This window comes from Agarivorans sp. D1326 (genome assembly GCF_056958115.1).
Map to the genome: position 1 here is coordinate 97,290 of NZ_JBTWEN010000012.1, position 15,083 is coordinate 112,372.

The window sequence follows — 15,083 nt, forward strand, 5'->3', positions numbered from 1 at the left end:
ATACTTTACAAAATCTTCCAAAGAATTTGTAAAGTGGATAAGCAACGTTATCAGCGCTTGGTCACCTTAGCTACATGGGTTGCAACTTGTGTAGCGGTGACCTTGCTTGTTATTAAAAGCGCCGCATTTTTATATACTGGCGCGGTAAGTATTCTTGCTTCCTTAATTGATTCACTAATGGACATTGCTATGTCTTTAGTGAACCTTCTAGCAGTGCGCTATGCCCTGCAGCCCCCCGACAAAGAACACAGTTTTGGCCATGGTAAGGCAGAGCATTTAGCTGGTCTTGCGCAAGCGGCCTTTATTACTGGTTCGGCCTTAATGCTGATGTTTGGCGGCGTGAGTGAATTGCTACACCCCAAAGCCATTGAGCACAGTACTGTTGGTATTACGGTTATGGTAATTTCTACTGTTATCACCTTTGCCTTAGTTATGTTCCAGCGCTACGTTATCGCTAAAACCAATAACGCGGTAATTAAAGCCGATTCGATGCACTATGCCATGGACATATACATGAACATTGCGGTGCTGGTGGCTTTACTGCTTAGCTTTTATGGTTGGTATTGGGCTGATGGCTTGTTTGCTGTGCTTATTGCTTTTTATATCTGTTACGGCGCCTTTGGCATTGGTAAAGAGTCGGTACAAAATCTATTGGACAGGCAGCTTCCAGAGGCCTTTCAAAAACAAGTGCTTAGCTCTGCTTTAGCGGTTGAAGGGGTACTAGGTGCTCATGATATTCGTACTCGCCAATCTGGGCATACAAAATTTATACAACTTCATTTAGAGCTTGATGATAAGCTTAGCCTGTATGAGGCGCATAGAATTGCCGATGAGGTTGAAGCTGCTTTTATGGCCGAGTGGCCGGAAGCTGATGTATTGATCCACCAAGACCCTCAATCGGTGGTTCCGCAAGAAAAGAAATTAGATCTTGAGTAAGGTGAAGTAGTGGCAAAGGTAAAGGATTATCAAATCAAACAAACTCTAGCTGAGACGGTATGGTTACAAATCCGTGATGAAGCAACCCGCATGGCGGCAGACGAGCCAATGCTATCGAGTTTCTTTTACTCCACCATTCTAAATCATCACAGTTTGTCTTCTGCATTAAGTTTTCAGCTTGCGAGTAAGCTTGACAGCTCAACGGTTCAAGCGATTTTATTGCGAGAGTTTATTGAAGAAGCTTTGTTGGCCGATCCTGGTATTTTAGAAGCCGTAGCCGCAGACATTGTTGCGGTAAAAGACCGAGATCCGGCAGTAAAATACTACGCCATCCCGTTACTTTACTTAAAAGGCTTTCATGCCTTGCAGGGCCATCGAGTAGCAAATTGGCTTTGGCATAAGGGCAGACTAGCTTTAGCCCGTTATATGCAAAATCAAATCTCAGCGGTATTTGCGGTTGATATTCACCCAGCTGCAACCATTGGTAAAGGCATCATGCTCGATCATGCCACCGGTATTGTCGTGGGTGAAACTGCGGTTATTGAAGACGAAGTTTCAATTTTGCAGTCGGTAACTTTAGGTGGTACCGGTAAAGATCGTGGTGACCGCCACCCAAAAATTCGTCGCGGTGTATTGATTGGGGCCGGAGCTAAAATCCTTGGTAACATTGAAGTTGGCCGCGGCGCTAAAGTAGGTGCGGGTAGCGTAGTATTAGAGTCTGTTCCAGCTCATACTACAGTTGCTGGCGTACCGGCAAAAGTGGTTGGCACGCCTAGCTGCGACATGCCAGCCATTGATATGGGGCAAAATATTTAACCTAGTTACTCTTGTGCTTCGATTAATGCAAATCGAGGCACTTGCTTACCTTCAAACTCCACGTTTTCAAAAAACATATCGTAGGGTCTTACCCATAGTTTCCCTTCACCATATAAAGGCTTGTAAAGCACCAATACTTCTTCTGTTTCTGAGTGTATTGCAGTATCAATAACTTGGTATTCTGGGCCTTTGTAGTGACGATAACGGCCTTTTTGTAAATTCATGATTATTTATTCAACAACTAGTTAGGGAAATACATTTCTACCCTTGTTGGCTATAGATGACAAGAGTATGCTGCTTTAAAAGCAGTCACCATCAGTAGGTGAACACTAACTAGCGTTCATATATCCATGATGACTGACTCAACAAAAATAAGCTGAGTTGGCTTTGAGACGGAATTAACGGGAGAAATATTAATGTCTTTTGATGTATTAGAAAAATTAGAAGCAAAAGTTCAGGTTGCAGTTGATAGCATCGAACTATTACGTATGGAAATTGACGAGCTTAAAGAGCAAAACAGCAAGTTAAACGACGAGAACGGCCGTTTAGTGCAGGAGCAACAAGCTTGGCAAGAACGTCTTAAAGCCTTACTAGGCCGTATTGAAGACGTTCACGCCGAATAATGAGTTGCTTGAGCGCTTATTCTATATCTAGCGGCTCTGGCGATAAAATTACCCCGGTGGTATCTGCATAAATGTGATCTTCTGGAAGGAAGGTCACGCCACCAAAGTTAACCGGAATGTTCACATCGCCGGTTTCATCTTCTGCATCAGCGCCTACAGGAATAGAGGCTAGGGCTTGAATGCCTATGTCTAAGTCTTCCAGCGCATCTACATCACGCACGCAACCGTAAACAATAATACCGTCCCATTCATTGTCGGCGGCCGTTTCGGCGATGCTTTCATCTACCAAGGCTCGACGTAGCGAACCACCGCCATCAATCAACAATACTCGGCCAGTTCCAGACTCTTGAACTACCTGAGCAATTAAGCCGGCATTTTCAAAGCACTTAATGGTGGTAATTTCGCCCCCAAAAGCGTTTCTGCCACCATAGCTGGCAAACATCGGTTCAACAACGTCAACCGTATCTGCATAAAGGTCACAAAGTTCAGAGGTATTATATTCCATGGTCTGGATCCTAAATTGGCCCGAATAATCGCTACCAGTATAAACCCTAAGTTGCCGTTTTCAATTAAGAAATATCAAGTCTTTTACTTAGGACTTAATGAGCGTTGATGTAAATGGCAGGTGCAAAAAAGCCGCCAATCTGGCGGCTTGATAAAAGACTTAACGCGATGCTTACAAAATAAAGCGACTTAAATCTTCATCTGCTACTAAATCATCTAGGTACTTAGTCACGTAATCGGCATCAATCACGATGGTTTGGCCTGCATTGTCTGAGGCAATAAAGCTTAGCTCTTCCATCAGCTTTTCCATTACCGTGTGCAAGCGGCGAGCACCAATGTTTTCGGTACGCTCGTTTACTTGCCATGCCGCATTAGCGATTCGGCGAATACCGTCTTCGGTAAACTCGATGTCTAAACCTTCAGTGGCCATTAAGGCTTTGTACTGCTCGGTTAAAGAGGCATTTGGCTCGGTAAGAATACGGACAAAATCTTCGGCACTTAAAGCGCTAAGGTTTACACGAATCGGCAAACGGCCTTGTAGTTCAGGGATTAGGTCTGAAGGTTTAGCCACTTGGAAAGCACCAGAGGCAATAAACAAAATGTGGTCGGTTTTCACCATGCCGTGTTTGGTACTTACCGTTGAACCTTCTACCAAAGGTAATAGGTCTCGCTGCACACCTTCGCGGCTTACATCTGGGCCTGAGGTATCGGCGCGTTTACAAATCTTATCAATTTCATCTAGAAACACGATGCCGTTGTTTTCTACCGCATGCAGGGCTTTTTCTTTAAGCTCTTCTGGGTTAACCATTTTGGCTGCTTCTTCTTCAACCAAAAGCTTAAAGGCTTCTTTGATCTTGAGTTTGCGCTTCTTGCTGTCTTTGTTGCCCGAAAGGTTTTGGAACATGCCTTGCAGCTGGTTGGTCATTTCTTCCATACCAGGAGGCGCCATGATCTCTACACCAACTTGTGGTTGAGCTACATCGATTTCGATCTCTTTGTCATCGAGCTGACCTTCACGTAGCTTTTTACGAAATGTTTGGCGAGTCGAGTTTTCTTTGGTGTCTTCTTCGTGACCAAAAGTGTCTTTAGCAGGCGGAAGTAAGGCATCTAGTATGCGGTCTTCGGCTTGGTCTTCGGCGCGAAAGCGGAATTTTTCGGTTTCTTGTTCGCGGGTGATTTTAAACGCAACATCAGCTAAATCACGAATAATGGTTTCAACTTCTTTACCTACGTAGCCCACTTCGGTGAACTTGGTCGCTTCTACCTTAATAAACGGCGCGTTGGCTAGTTTGGCTAAACGACGAGCAATCTCGGTTTTACCTACACCCGTTGGGCCAATCATTAAGATGTTTTTTGGGGTCACTTCTTGGCGCAACTCGTTATCAAGTTGCATACGACGCCAGCGGTTACGCAGAGCAATCGCTACCGCACGCTTAGCGTCACTTTGGCCAATAATATGGTTGTCTAATTCTGAGACAATTTCTCTTGGGGTCATTTCCGACATAATTTCTTCCTGCAAAGCCTTAGGCTTTGGCGTCTAATTCTTCAATAGTGTGGTTTAGGTTGGTAAACACACAGATGTTTCCAGCGATGGTAAGGCTTTTCTCAGCAATTTCGCGTGCGCCTAGCTCGGTATTTTCAAGTAATGCTAATGCAGCAGACTGGGCAAATGGCCCGCCAGAGCCAATAGCAATCAGGTCGTGTTCTGGCTGCACTACGTCACCGTTGCCGGTGATAATTAGTGACGCTTCGCTGTCGGCTACTGCAAGCAACGCTTCTAGCTTGCGCAGCATTCGGTCGGTTCGCCAGTCTTTGGCAAGCTCTACTGCTGCTTTTGTTAAGTGGCCTTGGTGCATTTCTAGCTTAGCTTCAAAACGCTCAAATAGGGTGAAAGCATCTGCAGTACCACCTGCAAATCCAGCGAGTACTTTTCCGTGATATAGGCGGCGCACTTTTTTGGCGTTGCCTTTCATTACGGTGTTGCCAAGGGAGACTTGGCCATCGCCAGCAATGATCACTTTGCCGTTGCGGCGTACGGAGACGATAGTAGTCACGTTATTTCCTCAGTTTGTTGAGCTAACTTGCAGCGTTAGCTTGGCTATAACTGTGAAATGGGGGGGAGTAGCAGCGTTTTCAAGGTGTAATCTAAAAAACAGCGCGGTTTTAGCGCTCTTGGTTCTGCTCTAACAGGGCTTGTTGCTGCTGAGGGCTGAGCGAGTCGAATTGCTTTAGTAGCAGCCTAAGTAGTTTAGATTTAGCCACTTTATGTTGCTGGGAAGCTTGTTGTAAGTGGCTAATTGCTGGTGCATCGAAGGTAAAAGTACAGTGGCGGAAATTTGTTGTAGGTTTAGCCTCGCTTGTCAGTTTATTTGCAGTGCTAGGTTTACCCTGTGCATAGTTATCGGCGTCTTCAATAAACTGGTCAACACTTACTTTGTTGCGCTTAACGGTTTGTTTAGAGCGCTTTTTAAGATCAGTTAAACTCATGAGAGTCTTCTTGTTGGATCGCAAATAACTCATCAACAATGGCGGCTATTTCCGCCGCGGCTTTACCATCCTGCTCTATTTCAATCACCGAGCGGCCACTTTCTTCGCTATCGTCATAAATGTTGCGAGAGAAGGTGACAGAGTCTAGTACGTGTAGACCAAAGGAGCGGCAAACGTCTTTTGCATCAAGTATGCGTTGTACTTGGCTAGGTAAAGCGGGGCACTGGGTGATGACAAAGCTGGCAACCATTTTTGGGTTAACCATTTTACAGGTGCTAAGCATGTCTTCCATGTGCGGTAAGGTTTTTAAATCGCGGCGTTTTGGACGCAATGGAATAAGTACGTATTTTGCAACCGACATAGCGGCGCGCATGGCGAGGTTATCTTGGCCGCCACAATCAACAATTACAAAGTCGTAGCCACCTTCTAGGCTTAATAGGTCTTTGCGGATCTTGCCGTAAAGCTGAATGCAATTGATGCCTGGTAGCGATTCATCTTCATTACGGGCTTGAATCCAATCAGAGGTAGTGCGCTGTGGGTCGCAGTCCACCATCAAGATGTTGGCATTTAGGCTGGTTTTAAGGTGTACAGCAATGTTTTGTGCGAGGCAGCTTTTGCCACTGCCGCCTTTTTCTCCACCTACTAGTATTAGCATGGCTGCTCCTTGTTATCGCTACTTGTTGTTTTTTATCTCGTTAAGATTGCTACAAGTAATAATAAGTATAAGACAGTTCGCCAGTTTTGCTCGTGCAGGTGGTTTTTCTATAGTAATAACAAAAACATATGATAGCTGGAGAAATTTTTACGGTGACAGCGTGCAACCTTGGCTTTCATTTCTGAGGTATCACTATGCCCCGCAGAAAATTGTATTTTTAGCTTGGTTCCTATTTGCAGATCGTTGCTATGTTTTACCAACATGCCACGTCGAGAGATATCTATGCAGGTTGCTTCAATGCTTTGATCTTCGCCTTCGCCGTCTTTCCACGTTAGTTGCACTGGCTCATTCTCTAAATCCAGTCGCATTGAGCGACGACGGTCGAGCTGCTCTAGTTCCGTGTTTTCCATTTCATCGCGTTCCTATTACGAGTCGCGGATTGAAGCTTATAGATATTCCGCATTTTAGTTATTCCTAACATACTAGCCTAGCTACATTTTTATAACATAGTTGAGAACTAGTTCAAATAACTAATATTTTTAATTGCTTAGCGTTGTTTTTTTCTGTCTTTTTCACTAAAGGGTGAGGATTTTTTGCTGAAATAGTGCCCTAAAGTAGTTGTTTTAACGGTCGATTGTTAATACAAAACTTTAATACTACTTTGATTCTAACTAATTAAAAAATAAGCTGAATTAGGATTATTCAGCTTATTTAGTTTGGTAGGTGTTTTAGAAGTTCCAATGCCAAATTTGGCAGCCATTAATTTTGGCTCGCTGCAGTATGTGTCGAGCACGTTCTGCGTCGCGTTTAGTGGGGTAAGGGCCTAAAACCACTCGATACCATGCGCCGTTTTTCCCTTCGGTGCGTCTAATTTGGCTTTCTAGGCCGGCAAAGGCGATAAGCGCTTTGCTTTCTTCGGCTTTATCTCGGCTGCGAAAAGAGGCACACTGCATTTGATAAGGCTTGCTTGGTTTAGAGGACTGCTCGGCAATCTCTACTTCAACCTTTTTCTCTTCTAGCTCTTTAACGTAAGTACGTTCTTTAGGTGGCTCGGGCAGCGTTGTTTTGGGTTTAGTGGGCGTGGCTGCTTTAGGTTTTACTATCTCGCTTAGCTCTGGTGCGGGGGTTGGGGCTGTGCCTTTAATATTAAAGAGCAACGCTGCAAATCCCACAATAGCCGCAATTACCGCTAATGCTAGCGGTAAAGGGAAACGTTTATTGTTAGATACCGGGCGGCTAGGTTTAGCCGCGCGCTTCTTGGGCTTACTACGCCCTACGTAATCCTTGGCCATGCTTACATACGTTCCAGGGTTTCAATTCCTAGTAGTGATAGGCCTTGGTCAAGAACTTTGGCGGTAAGCGAGGCTAGGCGTAAACGGCTAGATTTAGTATCGGCTGCTACGTCTTCTTTAAGAATTGGGCAGGCCTCGTAAAAGGTCATGAAGGCACCCGCTAACTCGTAGAGGTAGTTACACATCATGTGTGGCATGCCTTTGTTAGCCACGTTATGTACCGCATCGCTAAATTGAATAAGCTTTTGTGCTAATGCAATTTCGGCGTCTTGCTCTAAGCTAATTGCTTGCTGCAAATTGGCTACATCCACTTCCGAGCGGCGAATAATGGATTGGATACGGGTATAAGCGTACTGCAAGTAAGGAGCTGTATTGCCGTTAAAGGCCAGCATGTTTTCCCAATCAAAAATGTAGTCGGTAGTACGGTTTTTAGATAAATCGGCGTATTTTACTGCACCCATAGCAATCGCTTTAGCGGCTACCACTTGTTGCTCTGCATCTAAATCGCGAGATTTTTCAGCCACAATGGTTTGCGCGCGTTGCTCGGCTTCTTCTAATAAATCCACTAACTTAACAGTGCCGCCGCTACGGGTTTTAAATGGGCGACCATCTTTGCCCAACATCATTCCAAAGGCGTGGTGCTCTAATGGAACTTCCTCTGGCACGTAGCCGGCTTTGCGAACAATGTTCCAAGCTTGCATCAGGTGCTGGTGTTGGCGTGAGTCAATGAAGTACAGCACGCGGTCTGCATTAAGGTTTTGGTAGCGGTATTTAGCACAGGCGATGTCGGTGGTGGTATACAAGAAGCCGCCATCTTTTTTCTGGATGATTACACCCATTGGGTCGCCGTCTTTGTTTTTGTACTCATCAAGGAATACCACGGTAGCGCCATTATCTTCTACTGCTAAACCTTGTTGTTTTAAATCGGCTACCACGTCGTTAAGCATGGGGTTGTACATGCTCTCGCCCATCACATCGTCTTTGGTTAACGATACATTTAAGCGGTCGTAAACGGCTTGGTTATGGCTAAGGGTAATGTCTACCAGTTTGCGCCACATAGTGTTGCAGTACTCGTCACCACTTTGCAGTTTTACTACATAGTTACGGGCACGTTCGGCAAATACTTCGTCGCTGTCGTAGCGTGCTTTAGATTCGCGGTAAAATACTTCTAAGTCGGCTAATTCAATATCGCCAGCATCGGTGCCACGCGCCTCTACTTCTTCTAGGTTGGCGATTAGCATGCCAAACTGAGTACCCCAGTCGCCAATGTGATTAGCGCGAACCACTTTGTGACCTAAAAACTCTAAGGTGCGAACAACAGCGTCGCCAATAATGGTTGAGCGCAAGTGGCCAACGTGCATTTCTTTGGCTACGTTTGGCGCCGAGTAATCCACCACAATAGTTTGGGCTTTGTCAGCAGGCTTAACGTTAGCGGTTGGCGAGCTAGCCATAGCTTCAACTTGCGATGCTAACCAATCGTTGTTTAGGTAGAAGTTAATGAAGCCTGGTCCCGCAATCGCAGTTTTTTCTACCAAGGCTGAAGCCGGTAGGTTATCTACGATGAGTTGAGCCAACTCGCGTGGGTTTTTGCCCGCAGGCTTAGCAGCCATTAGCGCAAGGTTGGTGGCTAAATCACCGTGAGCTTTATCTTTGGTTCGGTCTACTTGGATACGTGGTTCGAATCCTTCAGGCAGCACCTGCTGTTGTTTTAGGGCTGTGACCGTTTGTTCCAGAAGTTGTTGAATAAGCTCTTTCATGTAGGTTGGCACCAATCTCGCGTAAATAAATTGTACAAAGCGGGCATTTTACCGACAATTTGTGACGAAAACTATCTCTTATCTGGGCTAATTAGCCTTAGTTTTGGAAGCTAGGGGAAATCATCTAAGATCCTAGGTGCCACTTGGCGAGAGATTGATCTTTTAAGCCTTACAGAAAGTCTTAGATTTATTGCATGTCGTAAGGGTCGATATCCAGTGACCAACGTACTTTTCGGCTTAGTTTTAAGCTTTCTAGTTGAGGTAACAAGCGATAAACCAGTTGGTGCAATTGCGGGCGTTGTTCGGCTTGAATCAACAGTTGCATTCGAAACTTACCCGCACGGCGCGCTTGTGGCGCAGGGCAGGGCGGAAATACCCACGTTTCGCCTTGCTGTAGCGGTTGAGCGAGTTGGTATAGCTGTTGGCTAAGCTCGTTAACTGCGTTGCCATCGGCAGCTTCAAAGCGAAACAGCGCTTGAAAGCTAAAGGGTGGTAGCTCGGTATCTTTACGCTCGCTTAAGGCAAAGCGAGCAAAATGTTGGTAACCGTTGTTGATAAGATCTTGCAATAGTTCGTGTTCAGGGTGGTGAGATTGCAGCAACACCTTGCCCAGCAGATTCGCTCGACCAGCTCGGCCAGCTACTTGAACGTAAAGTTGGGCTAAGCGTTCTGGCGCACGAAAATCAGAGCAAAACAACGCGTGGTCTATGTCTAATAAGGCAACCAAGGTTACATTTGGAAAGTGGTGGCCCTTGGCCAACATTTGGGTGCCAATTAATATTTGGTATTGGTTATTGTGAATATCGTCCAGTAACTGTTCTAAGCTGCCTTTGCGGCGGGTACTGTCGCGGTCGATGCGCGCGACTTTGTATTCGGGGAATATTTCCAGCAAGGCTTCTTGCAATTGCTCGGTGCCTAAACCTGTAGTCACCAAGTTGGTTGAGCCACATTTTTCACATTGGTGTGGTACTGCTTTCTGGCTGCCACAGTGGTGACAAGCTAAATGGCGAGGTTGTTGATGATAGGTAAAGTAGGCCTCACAGCGCTCACATTCACATACGTGGCCACACTCATGGCACAGCAACGCAGGGGCGTAACCTCGGCGATTTAAAAACAGCATTACTTGGCGGCCAGCTTTTAACTCAATGCGCATGGCTTTAATTAGTGCTGGTGATAAACCTGACGATAGTGGCTGCTGGCGAATATCCAGTAATTGTTGCTCGGCTAATACCGCATTACCAGCGCGTTGTTTTAGCTCTAAGTGTGAGTAACGGCCACTTAGCGCATTGTGCAAACTTTCTAGCGATGGGGTGGCAGAGCCTAACACCACCGGCATTTTTTCTAAGCGGGCACGCACTATGGCTAAATCGCGCGCGTGGTAGCGAAAGCTGTCTTGCTGCTTAAAAGAGCTGTCGTGCTCCTCATCGATAATAATTACCCCAGGGTTTTTCATGGGGGTGAATACTGCCGAACGGGTGCCAATAATAATGCCTGCTTCGCCTTGTTTGGCTTTAAGCCATGCGGTAAAACGCTCGGTGTCGTTTAAACCAGAGTTAATCGCATAAACCGGCACTTTAAAGCGCTCGGCAAAGCGCGCTAAGGTTTGTGGCGTTAAGCCAATTTCGGGCACCAATACTAAGGCTTGTTTACCTTGGGCGAGCACTTCGGCAATAATATTTAAATACACCTCGGTTTTGCCCGATCCGGTAATACCCTCGATAAGAAAGGCCTGAAAACTGCCAATGCTTTGATTAACTGCCGCCACTGCAATGGCTTGTTCTGCATTAAGCTTAAGCGAGGCTTGGTTGTTGGTATCGCTTTTCGACCACAGCGCTGGTGCGGGCGTAATCTCATGTTTTTCGATAAAACCTTTATCTACTAGCGCTTTAATGGCAGTACGGGATAATTCTTGTTGCTTGCATTGTTCGTCACTCAGCTGGCCATCTTCTTGCTGTTGCAAGCTGCCTAATACAACCCCTTGCTTGGGGGCGCGGGTAAAGTTAGTTAAATCGGCCACTTTGCCCTGCTCGCTTAAACGCCACACCACAATGCTTTTAGCTTTGGCTGGCTCACCTTTGCGTAAAAGTGCTGGCAAGGCTTGGCTGATCACATCTCCCAAGCTGTGGTGATAATAAGAGCTAGCCCAATTAAGTAGCTTAAATAGGCTTTCTGGTAACAATGCTTGTTGATCGAGTGATTCATTAAAAGGTTTAAGTTTACCTTCGGCAATGTCGCTGTCGCTGGGGTGTTCTATTACCAAACCCACTTTTTCGCCTTTACCAAAAGGCACCTTTACGCGAGTACCAATGGCTGGCATTGGAGTGTTTGCTGGCACGCTGTAATCAAAAAGGCGACGCAGGGGAATAGCTAAGGCAACACGAACAATCGACACTAATGAATAAACTCAAGCAAAAAACCTGTCTCATTCTACTGGCAGAGCACCTTGCGGAGCAAATTAAGCGTTTGGCGAATTTTTGCCCGCTTTTTGTTGTTGGGTGCTTGCTATGCTAGGTGGCTTCTTATATGATCCGCCACCTAAAATTTATAGGCTCTGATAGAGTTGCTTTCGTATGGTGTTTGGTGTCAATTGTGGCGACCAGATGGCGATACGGCCCAAGTATTGAGGTAATCCATGAAAACTGATATCCACCCAACTTACGAAGTACTTACTGCTACTTGTTCTTGCGGTAACGTAATCGAAACTAAATCTACTCGCACTGGCGCAATGTTCCTAGACGTATGTGACAAATGTCACCCGTTCTACACTGGTAAGCAACGTAACGTTGATACCGGTGGTCGTGTTGATCGTTTCAACAAGAAATTCGCTGTATTGGGCAAAAAATAAGCCAGCCTTATTTACGCTACACAGCAAACAAAAAGCGCCTAAGGGCGCTTTTTTTGTGTCTGGGGCTTAATAGTTTTTAGATTAAGCTAAATTGCTTTTTAGTTAGAAGTTTACCTTCATGGAATACTTCAAATAACCAGTTACCAGTAACAGCTTCCCATTTTTCTTCGATGAAGTAGAAATGACAATTACTCGTTGTCCCGTTTTTTAGTTTTAGCGTTTTACTGTATGACATCGAAGTATAGATTTTCCCGTCATCATCTATCATTTCAGGGCTGGTAATCGATTTAGTTACTTCAACCTTTTTTTGTCCAGCTTTTACTTCAAAACAATAACCAAAAGTTGTACCCACTTGAGCTGCTATCTCAGTTGTTTGCTTAGTGACTTTTCCACTCTTACCCGTTAGTACCGAATCGTTTGGCGTATTGCTTGCTGAGTATTCTCCTGTGAGACTTGATTGCCCGTAAATCCCGTAGTCGAGAATTGTTGAAGTTACTTCGGTATTTGATTCAGTACTGGCACATCCTGCTAATAGAATTAGCGCAGCTGTGTATAGCTTTTTCATGATCATCCTTGACGTTATTAACTGACTTAAAATAGAAATTTTTTTGAGGATGATAACTAACTAAACTAGAAAGTCGATTGCTTAATGTTTTGCTGAGCTTATTTTCTTTCGAAGTTAGACATACGCAGCTGAACTCATTAGCAAACGCAGTACAAACTTTCACTTCATATTTAGTGTCTCCTGAGTGTTCAGATAATGCGGGGCAACCTTTCTTTTGCTTCATTTTCTTTGGTTGTTCAAAGAAAATGACGTCGCAGTTAGGCGAAACGGGTGCGTTTAGCTAACAGATGAGAAATAAAGCAAATGGAGGCAAGCGTAGCCTTAGGTAAGGTAAAGCAACAAAAGCCGCTTAATCAGCGGCTTCGTTTTATCAATTAGTACTTAGTTGTTGGCTTCTTCTCTCTGCTCTAAAGAGTGAGCTTTACCCAAAGTCCAAGTGTCATAATCTCGCAGCAAATAGAGAGCTAAGCATGCAGCGAGCATTGGCCAAGCAGCAAAGAACAATAAGTTATTAAATGGGTCTAGATACTTAGCAAATGAAGAGAATGTTGAACCAGCATGCAGCACCAACACCGCAAGGTAGGTGATGTTTTTCCATAAACCTAAGGTAAAGGCTGCGATAAAGGCGAGTTGTGCAAGCCCCATGGCAATAAGTGCATTGGTGGTTAAATTTAATCCGTAAAAGCCAGAGAACACTTTTATAGCATGCTCTGGTACAAGTACTTTATCTAATGCCCATATTATAAACACGAGGGCAATGCTTAGCCTTAAACATAAAAGGCCAAGTGATAGCTTTGAAGCTAACTGAGGTGGGTACGACGTTTTCATCCTTTTACCTATTTTAAATTAAGAGCCTGTTTACAGACCGGTAAGCCCCCAATTTGATTACAGTTTATGAGTAATAGTTGGTGAAAATAGTTTGTTGTACGCTGGGTTTAGGCAATAAAAAAGCCGCTCGGTGAGCGGCCTTGTAAAATGTTAATCTTCTTTATTGAGTTCCGCTTGGGCGGCTTTCTCTAAGGCCGGGTCGGGCTTGTCTTTTTGCAAGTCGGCGTCGTCGGGGAGCGGTTGGCCTGTGTAGGCGTGCAAAAATGCTTCGCAAAGTAGCTCACTGTTGGTGGCGTGGCGTAGGTTATTTATTTGTCTACGGGTTCGCTCATCGGTCAATATCTTTAGCACTTTTAGTGGGATAGATACTGTGATTTTTTTTACTTGTTCGCTTTTTTTACCGTGCTCAGCGTAAGGGCTGATCCACTCACCATTCCAATCTGTAGACATTCTGCAATACACACCAAACTAAAGAGACCCTATTGTAACGGGGGAAATGCGACTTAGCAATCCAACAGCAAAGACATTTAGACGTCTAGAAGTGTTGACGTCTTTTTTGCTGGTGGTAAAGTGGCAGGATAAATTGAGGGAGTAAATCAGCAATGTCTTTAAAAGATCTACAAGCGGCTACTATAGCAGTGCGCAGCGGTATTGAAAGTGATACCCAACACGGTGCGGTAGTGCCACCTATTTATTTGTCGAGTAACTACAGCTTTGCTGATTTTAACCAAAAACGCCAGTTTGATTATAGCCGTTCGGGTAATCCTACTCGCCACATTTTAGCCGAGGCGATTGCCGATTTAGAACATGGTGCTGGTGCGGTAATTACTAACACCGGTATGTCGGCGGTTAACCTTGTTACTGCCTTGCTTGAGCCAGGCGATTTATTGGTTGCGCCGCATGATTGTTACGGTGGTAGCTACCGTTTATTCGACAGCCTAGCTAAAAAGAATGCTTTTGAAGTGGCTTTTGTTGATCAAAACGATGACGCAGCTCTAGCTCAGCTATTGGCTAAGAAGCCTAAATTGGTATGGTTAGAGACCCCAAGTAACCCTTTGCTTCGAATTGTAGACATTAAAGCCATTGCCGAGCAGGCACATGCTGCAGGCGCATTGGTGGTGGTAGACAACACCTTCTTGTCGCCTGCTTTGCAAACGCCAATTTTGTTAGGTGCCGACATTGTGGTGCACTCGGCCACTAAATACATTAACGGCCACTCGGATGTGGTGGCCGGTATGGTGGTTGCGGCCAACGAAGAACTGGCCGAGCAATTGGCGTGGTGGGCAAACTGTTTAGGGTTAACGGGGTCGGCTTTTGATTCTTACCTTACTTTGCGTGGTTTACGTACCCTTAAAGCGCGTATGAATGTGCACCAACAAAACGCCCAAGCCTTGGTGGAATGCTTAAAGCAGCAAGAAGCGGTGGGCGAGATTTACTATCCTGGTTTGCCAGAGCATCCTGGGCATGTTTTAGCGCAAAGCCAGCAAAAAGGCTTTGGTGCTATGTTCAGTTTTGAATTGAATTTAGAAGAAAGCCAAATGGTTAAGTTTTTAAAAAGCTTACAGTTGTTTTCTTTGGCGGAATCTTTAGGTGGCGTAGAGAGTCTAATTGCTCATCCGGCTACCATGACGCACGCTGCGATGTCGGCGGAAGCGCTAGCAGAGGCTGGCATTTCTAATCAGTTATTGCGGGTATCGGTAGGCTTGGAAGATTCGCAAGATTTAGTTAATGATTTACAGCAGGCCTTTGCCCAACTGTAGTTTTACCAGCGTTGT

18 protein-coding genes are annotated in these 15,083 nt (G+C 45.2%); 5 read left to right on the forward strand and 13 right to left on the reverse strand.

Translation table 11 applies throughout. The features are described from left to right. Nucleotides 1-33: 33 nt before the first annotated feature. Nucleotides 34-936 carry a cation diffusion facilitator family transporter gene (locus ACYFDN_RS19120; RefSeq protein WP_483512365.1) on the forward strand — a complete coding sequence of 301 codons (903 nt, stop codon included), beginning with the start codon at nucleotides 34-36 and terminating at the stop codon, nucleotides 934-936. 9 nt (nucleotides 937-945) lie between these two features. Continuing rightward, nucleotides 946-1,752, forward strand: coding sequence for a serine O-acetyltransferase (cysE, locus tag ACYFDN_RS19125; RefSeq protein ID WP_016399716.1), 807 nt, complete (start codon nucleotides 946-948; stop codon nucleotides 1,750-1,752). Between the two features lie 5 nt (nucleotides 1,753-1,757). On the opposite strand, the gene ACYFDN_RS19130 is transcribed toward cysE, so the two are convergent. Next, nucleotides 1,758-1,976 (reverse strand): DUF1653 domain-containing protein, encoded by a 219-nt coding sequence (locus tag ACYFDN_RS19130; protein ID WP_483512366.1) that lies wholly within the window; start codon nucleotides 1,974-1,976, stop codon nucleotides 1,758-1,760. A gap of 192 nt (nucleotides 1,977-2,168) precedes the next feature. On the opposite strand from ACYFDN_RS19130, the gene ACYFDN_RS19135 reads away from it, so the two are divergent. Next, a complete protein-coding gene (locus ACYFDN_RS19135; RefSeq protein WP_016399714.1) occupies nucleotides 2,169-2,375 on the forward strand; it encodes a cell division protein ZapB in 207 nt (68 codons plus the stop codon). 16 nt (nucleotides 2,376-2,391) lie between these two features. Here ACYFDN_RS19135 and rraA read toward each other — a convergent pair whose 3' ends face one another. From rraA to priA, 9 genes are all read right to left on the reverse strand, one after another. Then, nucleotides 2,392-2,880, reverse strand: a complete 489-nt coding sequence (gene rraA, locus ACYFDN_RS19140; RefSeq protein WP_016399713.1) for a ribonuclease E activity regulator RraA — start codon at nucleotides 2,878-2,880, stop codon at nucleotides 2,392-2,394. A gap of 171 nt (nucleotides 2,881-3,051) precedes the next feature. Further along, nucleotides 3,052-4,383: an HslU--HslV peptidase ATPase subunit gene (gene hslU / locus ACYFDN_RS19145; protein ID WP_483512367.1), complete on the reverse strand. Its 1,332-nt coding sequence runs from the start codon at nucleotides 4,381-4,383 to the stop codon at nucleotides 3,052-3,054. 19 nt (nucleotides 4,384-4,402) lie between these two features. Further along, on the reverse strand, nucleotides 4,403-4,933 hold the full coding sequence (gene hslV / locus ACYFDN_RS19150) for an ATP-dependent protease subunit HslV (protein WP_016399711.1): 531 nt from the start codon (nucleotides 4,931-4,933) through the stop codon (nucleotides 4,403-4,405). A 109-nt stretch (nucleotides 4,934-5,042) separates the two neighbouring features. After that, nucleotides 5,043-5,366, reverse strand: a complete 324-nt coding sequence (locus tag ACYFDN_RS19155; RefSeq protein WP_472589894.1) for a replication protein RepA — start codon at nucleotides 5,364-5,366, stop codon at nucleotides 5,043-5,045. After that, nucleotides 5,353-6,021: an AAA family ATPase gene (locus tag ACYFDN_RS19160; protein ID WP_016399708.1), complete on the reverse strand. Its 669-nt coding sequence runs from the start codon at nucleotides 6,019-6,021 to the stop codon at nucleotides 5,353-5,355. The genes ACYFDN_RS19155 and ACYFDN_RS19160 overlap by 14 nt, the downstream gene beginning before the upstream one ends. Nucleotides 6,022-6,128: 107 nt before the next feature. After that, nucleotides 6,129-6,431, reverse strand: coding sequence for a PilZ domain-containing protein (locus ACYFDN_RS19165; RefSeq protein WP_016399707.1), 303 nt, complete (start codon nucleotides 6,429-6,431; stop codon nucleotides 6,129-6,131). Nucleotides 6,432-6,749: 318 nt separating this feature from the next. Next, nucleotides 6,750-7,313 carry an SPOR domain-containing protein gene (locus ACYFDN_RS19170; protein ID WP_483512368.1) on the reverse strand — a complete coding sequence of 188 codons (564 nt, stop codon included), beginning with the start codon at nucleotides 7,311-7,313 and terminating at the stop codon, nucleotides 6,750-6,752. Nucleotides 7,314-7,315: 2 nt separating this feature from the next. Further along, nucleotides 7,316-9,070, reverse strand: a complete 1,755-nt coding sequence (gene argS / locus ACYFDN_RS19175; RefSeq protein ID WP_016399705.1) for an arginine--tRNA ligase — start codon at nucleotides 9,068-9,070, stop codon at nucleotides 7,316-7,318. Between the two features lie 187 nt (nucleotides 9,071-9,257). Beyond that, the gene (priA, locus tag ACYFDN_RS19180; RefSeq protein WP_483512369.1) at nucleotides 9,258-11,462 is read right to left on the reverse strand and encodes a primosomal protein N'; all 2,205 of its coding nucleotides are present in this window, start codon (nucleotides 11,460-11,462) and stop codon (nucleotides 9,258-9,260) included. A 240-nt stretch (nucleotides 11,463-11,702) separates the two neighbouring features. Between priA and rpmE the strand changes: the two genes are divergently transcribed. Next, entirely contained in the window at nucleotides 11,703-11,915 is a 213-nt protein-coding gene (gene rpmE, locus ACYFDN_RS19185; protein WP_016399703.1) for a 50S ribosomal protein L31, read from the forward strand. 76 nt (nucleotides 11,916-11,991) lie between these two features. On the opposite strand, the gene ACYFDN_RS19190 is transcribed toward rpmE, so the two are convergent. From ACYFDN_RS19190 to metJ, 3 genes are all read right to left on the reverse strand, one after another. Further along, nucleotides 11,992-12,480, reverse strand: a complete 489-nt coding sequence (locus tag ACYFDN_RS19190) for a DUF3859 domain-containing protein (protein WP_483512370.1) — start codon at nucleotides 12,478-12,480, stop codon at nucleotides 11,992-11,994. Between the two features lie 381 nt (nucleotides 12,481-12,861). Further along, nucleotides 12,862-13,230, reverse strand: coding sequence for a hypothetical protein (locus ACYFDN_RS19195; protein WP_483512371.1), 369 nt, complete (start codon nucleotides 13,228-13,230; stop codon nucleotides 12,862-12,864). Nucleotides 13,231-13,458: 228 nt separating this feature from the next. Continuing rightward, entirely contained in the window at nucleotides 13,459-13,758 is a 300-nt protein-coding gene (gene metJ, locus ACYFDN_RS19200) for a met regulon transcriptional regulator MetJ (protein WP_152783554.1), read from the reverse strand. A 152-nt stretch (nucleotides 13,759-13,910) separates the two neighbouring features. Between metJ and metB the strand changes: the two genes are divergently transcribed. Continuing rightward, entirely contained in the window at nucleotides 13,911-15,068 is a 1,158-nt protein-coding gene (gene metB, locus ACYFDN_RS19205) for a cystathionine gamma-synthase (protein ID WP_483512372.1), read from the forward strand. Nucleotides 15,069-15,083 lie beyond the last annotated feature (15 nt).

Excerpts from the sequence above, each read along its gene's own strand:
- ACYFDN_RS19130 (WP_483512366.1), bottom strand. The coding sequence starts at position 1,976 with ATGAATTTACAAAAAGGCCGTTATCGTCACTACAAAGGCCCAGAATAC.
- ACYFDN_RS19135 (WP_016399714.1), top strand. The coding sequence starts at position 2,169 with ATGTCTTTTGATGTATTAGAAAAATTAGAAGCAAAAGTTCAGGTTGCA.
- rraA (WP_016399713.1), bottom strand. The coding sequence starts at position 2,880 with ATGGAATATAATACCTCTGAACTTTGTGACCTTTATGCAGATACGGTT.
- hslU (WP_483512367.1), bottom strand. The coding sequence starts at position 4,383 with ATGTCGGAAATGACCCCAAGAGAAATTGTCTCAGAATTAGACAACCAT.
- ACYFDN_RS19155 (WP_472589894.1), bottom strand. The coding sequence starts at position 5,366 with ATGAGTTTAACTGATCTTAAAAAGCGCTCTAAACAAACCGTTAAGCGC.
- ACYFDN_RS19160 (WP_016399708.1), bottom strand. The coding sequence starts at position 6,021 with ATGCTAATACTAGTAGGTGGAGAAAAAGGCGGCAGTGGCAAAAGCTGC.
- ACYFDN_RS19165 (WP_016399707.1), bottom strand. The coding sequence starts at position 6,431 with ATGGAAAACACGGAACTAGAGCAGCTCGACCGTCGTCGCTCAATGCGA.
- ACYFDN_RS19170 (WP_483512368.1), bottom strand. The coding sequence starts at position 7,313 with ATGGCCAAGGATTACGTAGGGCGTAGTAAGCCCAAGAAGCGCGCGGCT.
- argS (WP_016399705.1), bottom strand. The coding sequence starts at position 9,070 with ATGAAAGAGCTTATTCAACAACTTCTGGAACAAACGGTCACAGCCCTA.
- rpmE (WP_016399703.1), top strand. The coding sequence starts at position 11,703 with ATGAAAACTGATATCCACCCAACTTACGAAGTACTTACTGCTACTTGT.
- ACYFDN_RS19190 (WP_483512370.1), bottom strand. The coding sequence starts at position 12,480 with ATGAAAAAGCTATACACAGCTGCGCTAATTCTATTAGCAGGATGTGCC.
- metJ (WP_152783554.1), bottom strand. The coding sequence starts at position 13,758 with ATGTCTACAGATTGGAATGGTGAGTGGATCAGCCCTTACGCTGAGCAC.
- metB (WP_483512372.1), top strand. The coding sequence starts at position 13,911 with ATGTCTTTAAAAGATCTACAAGCGGCTACTATAGCAGTGCGCAGCGGT.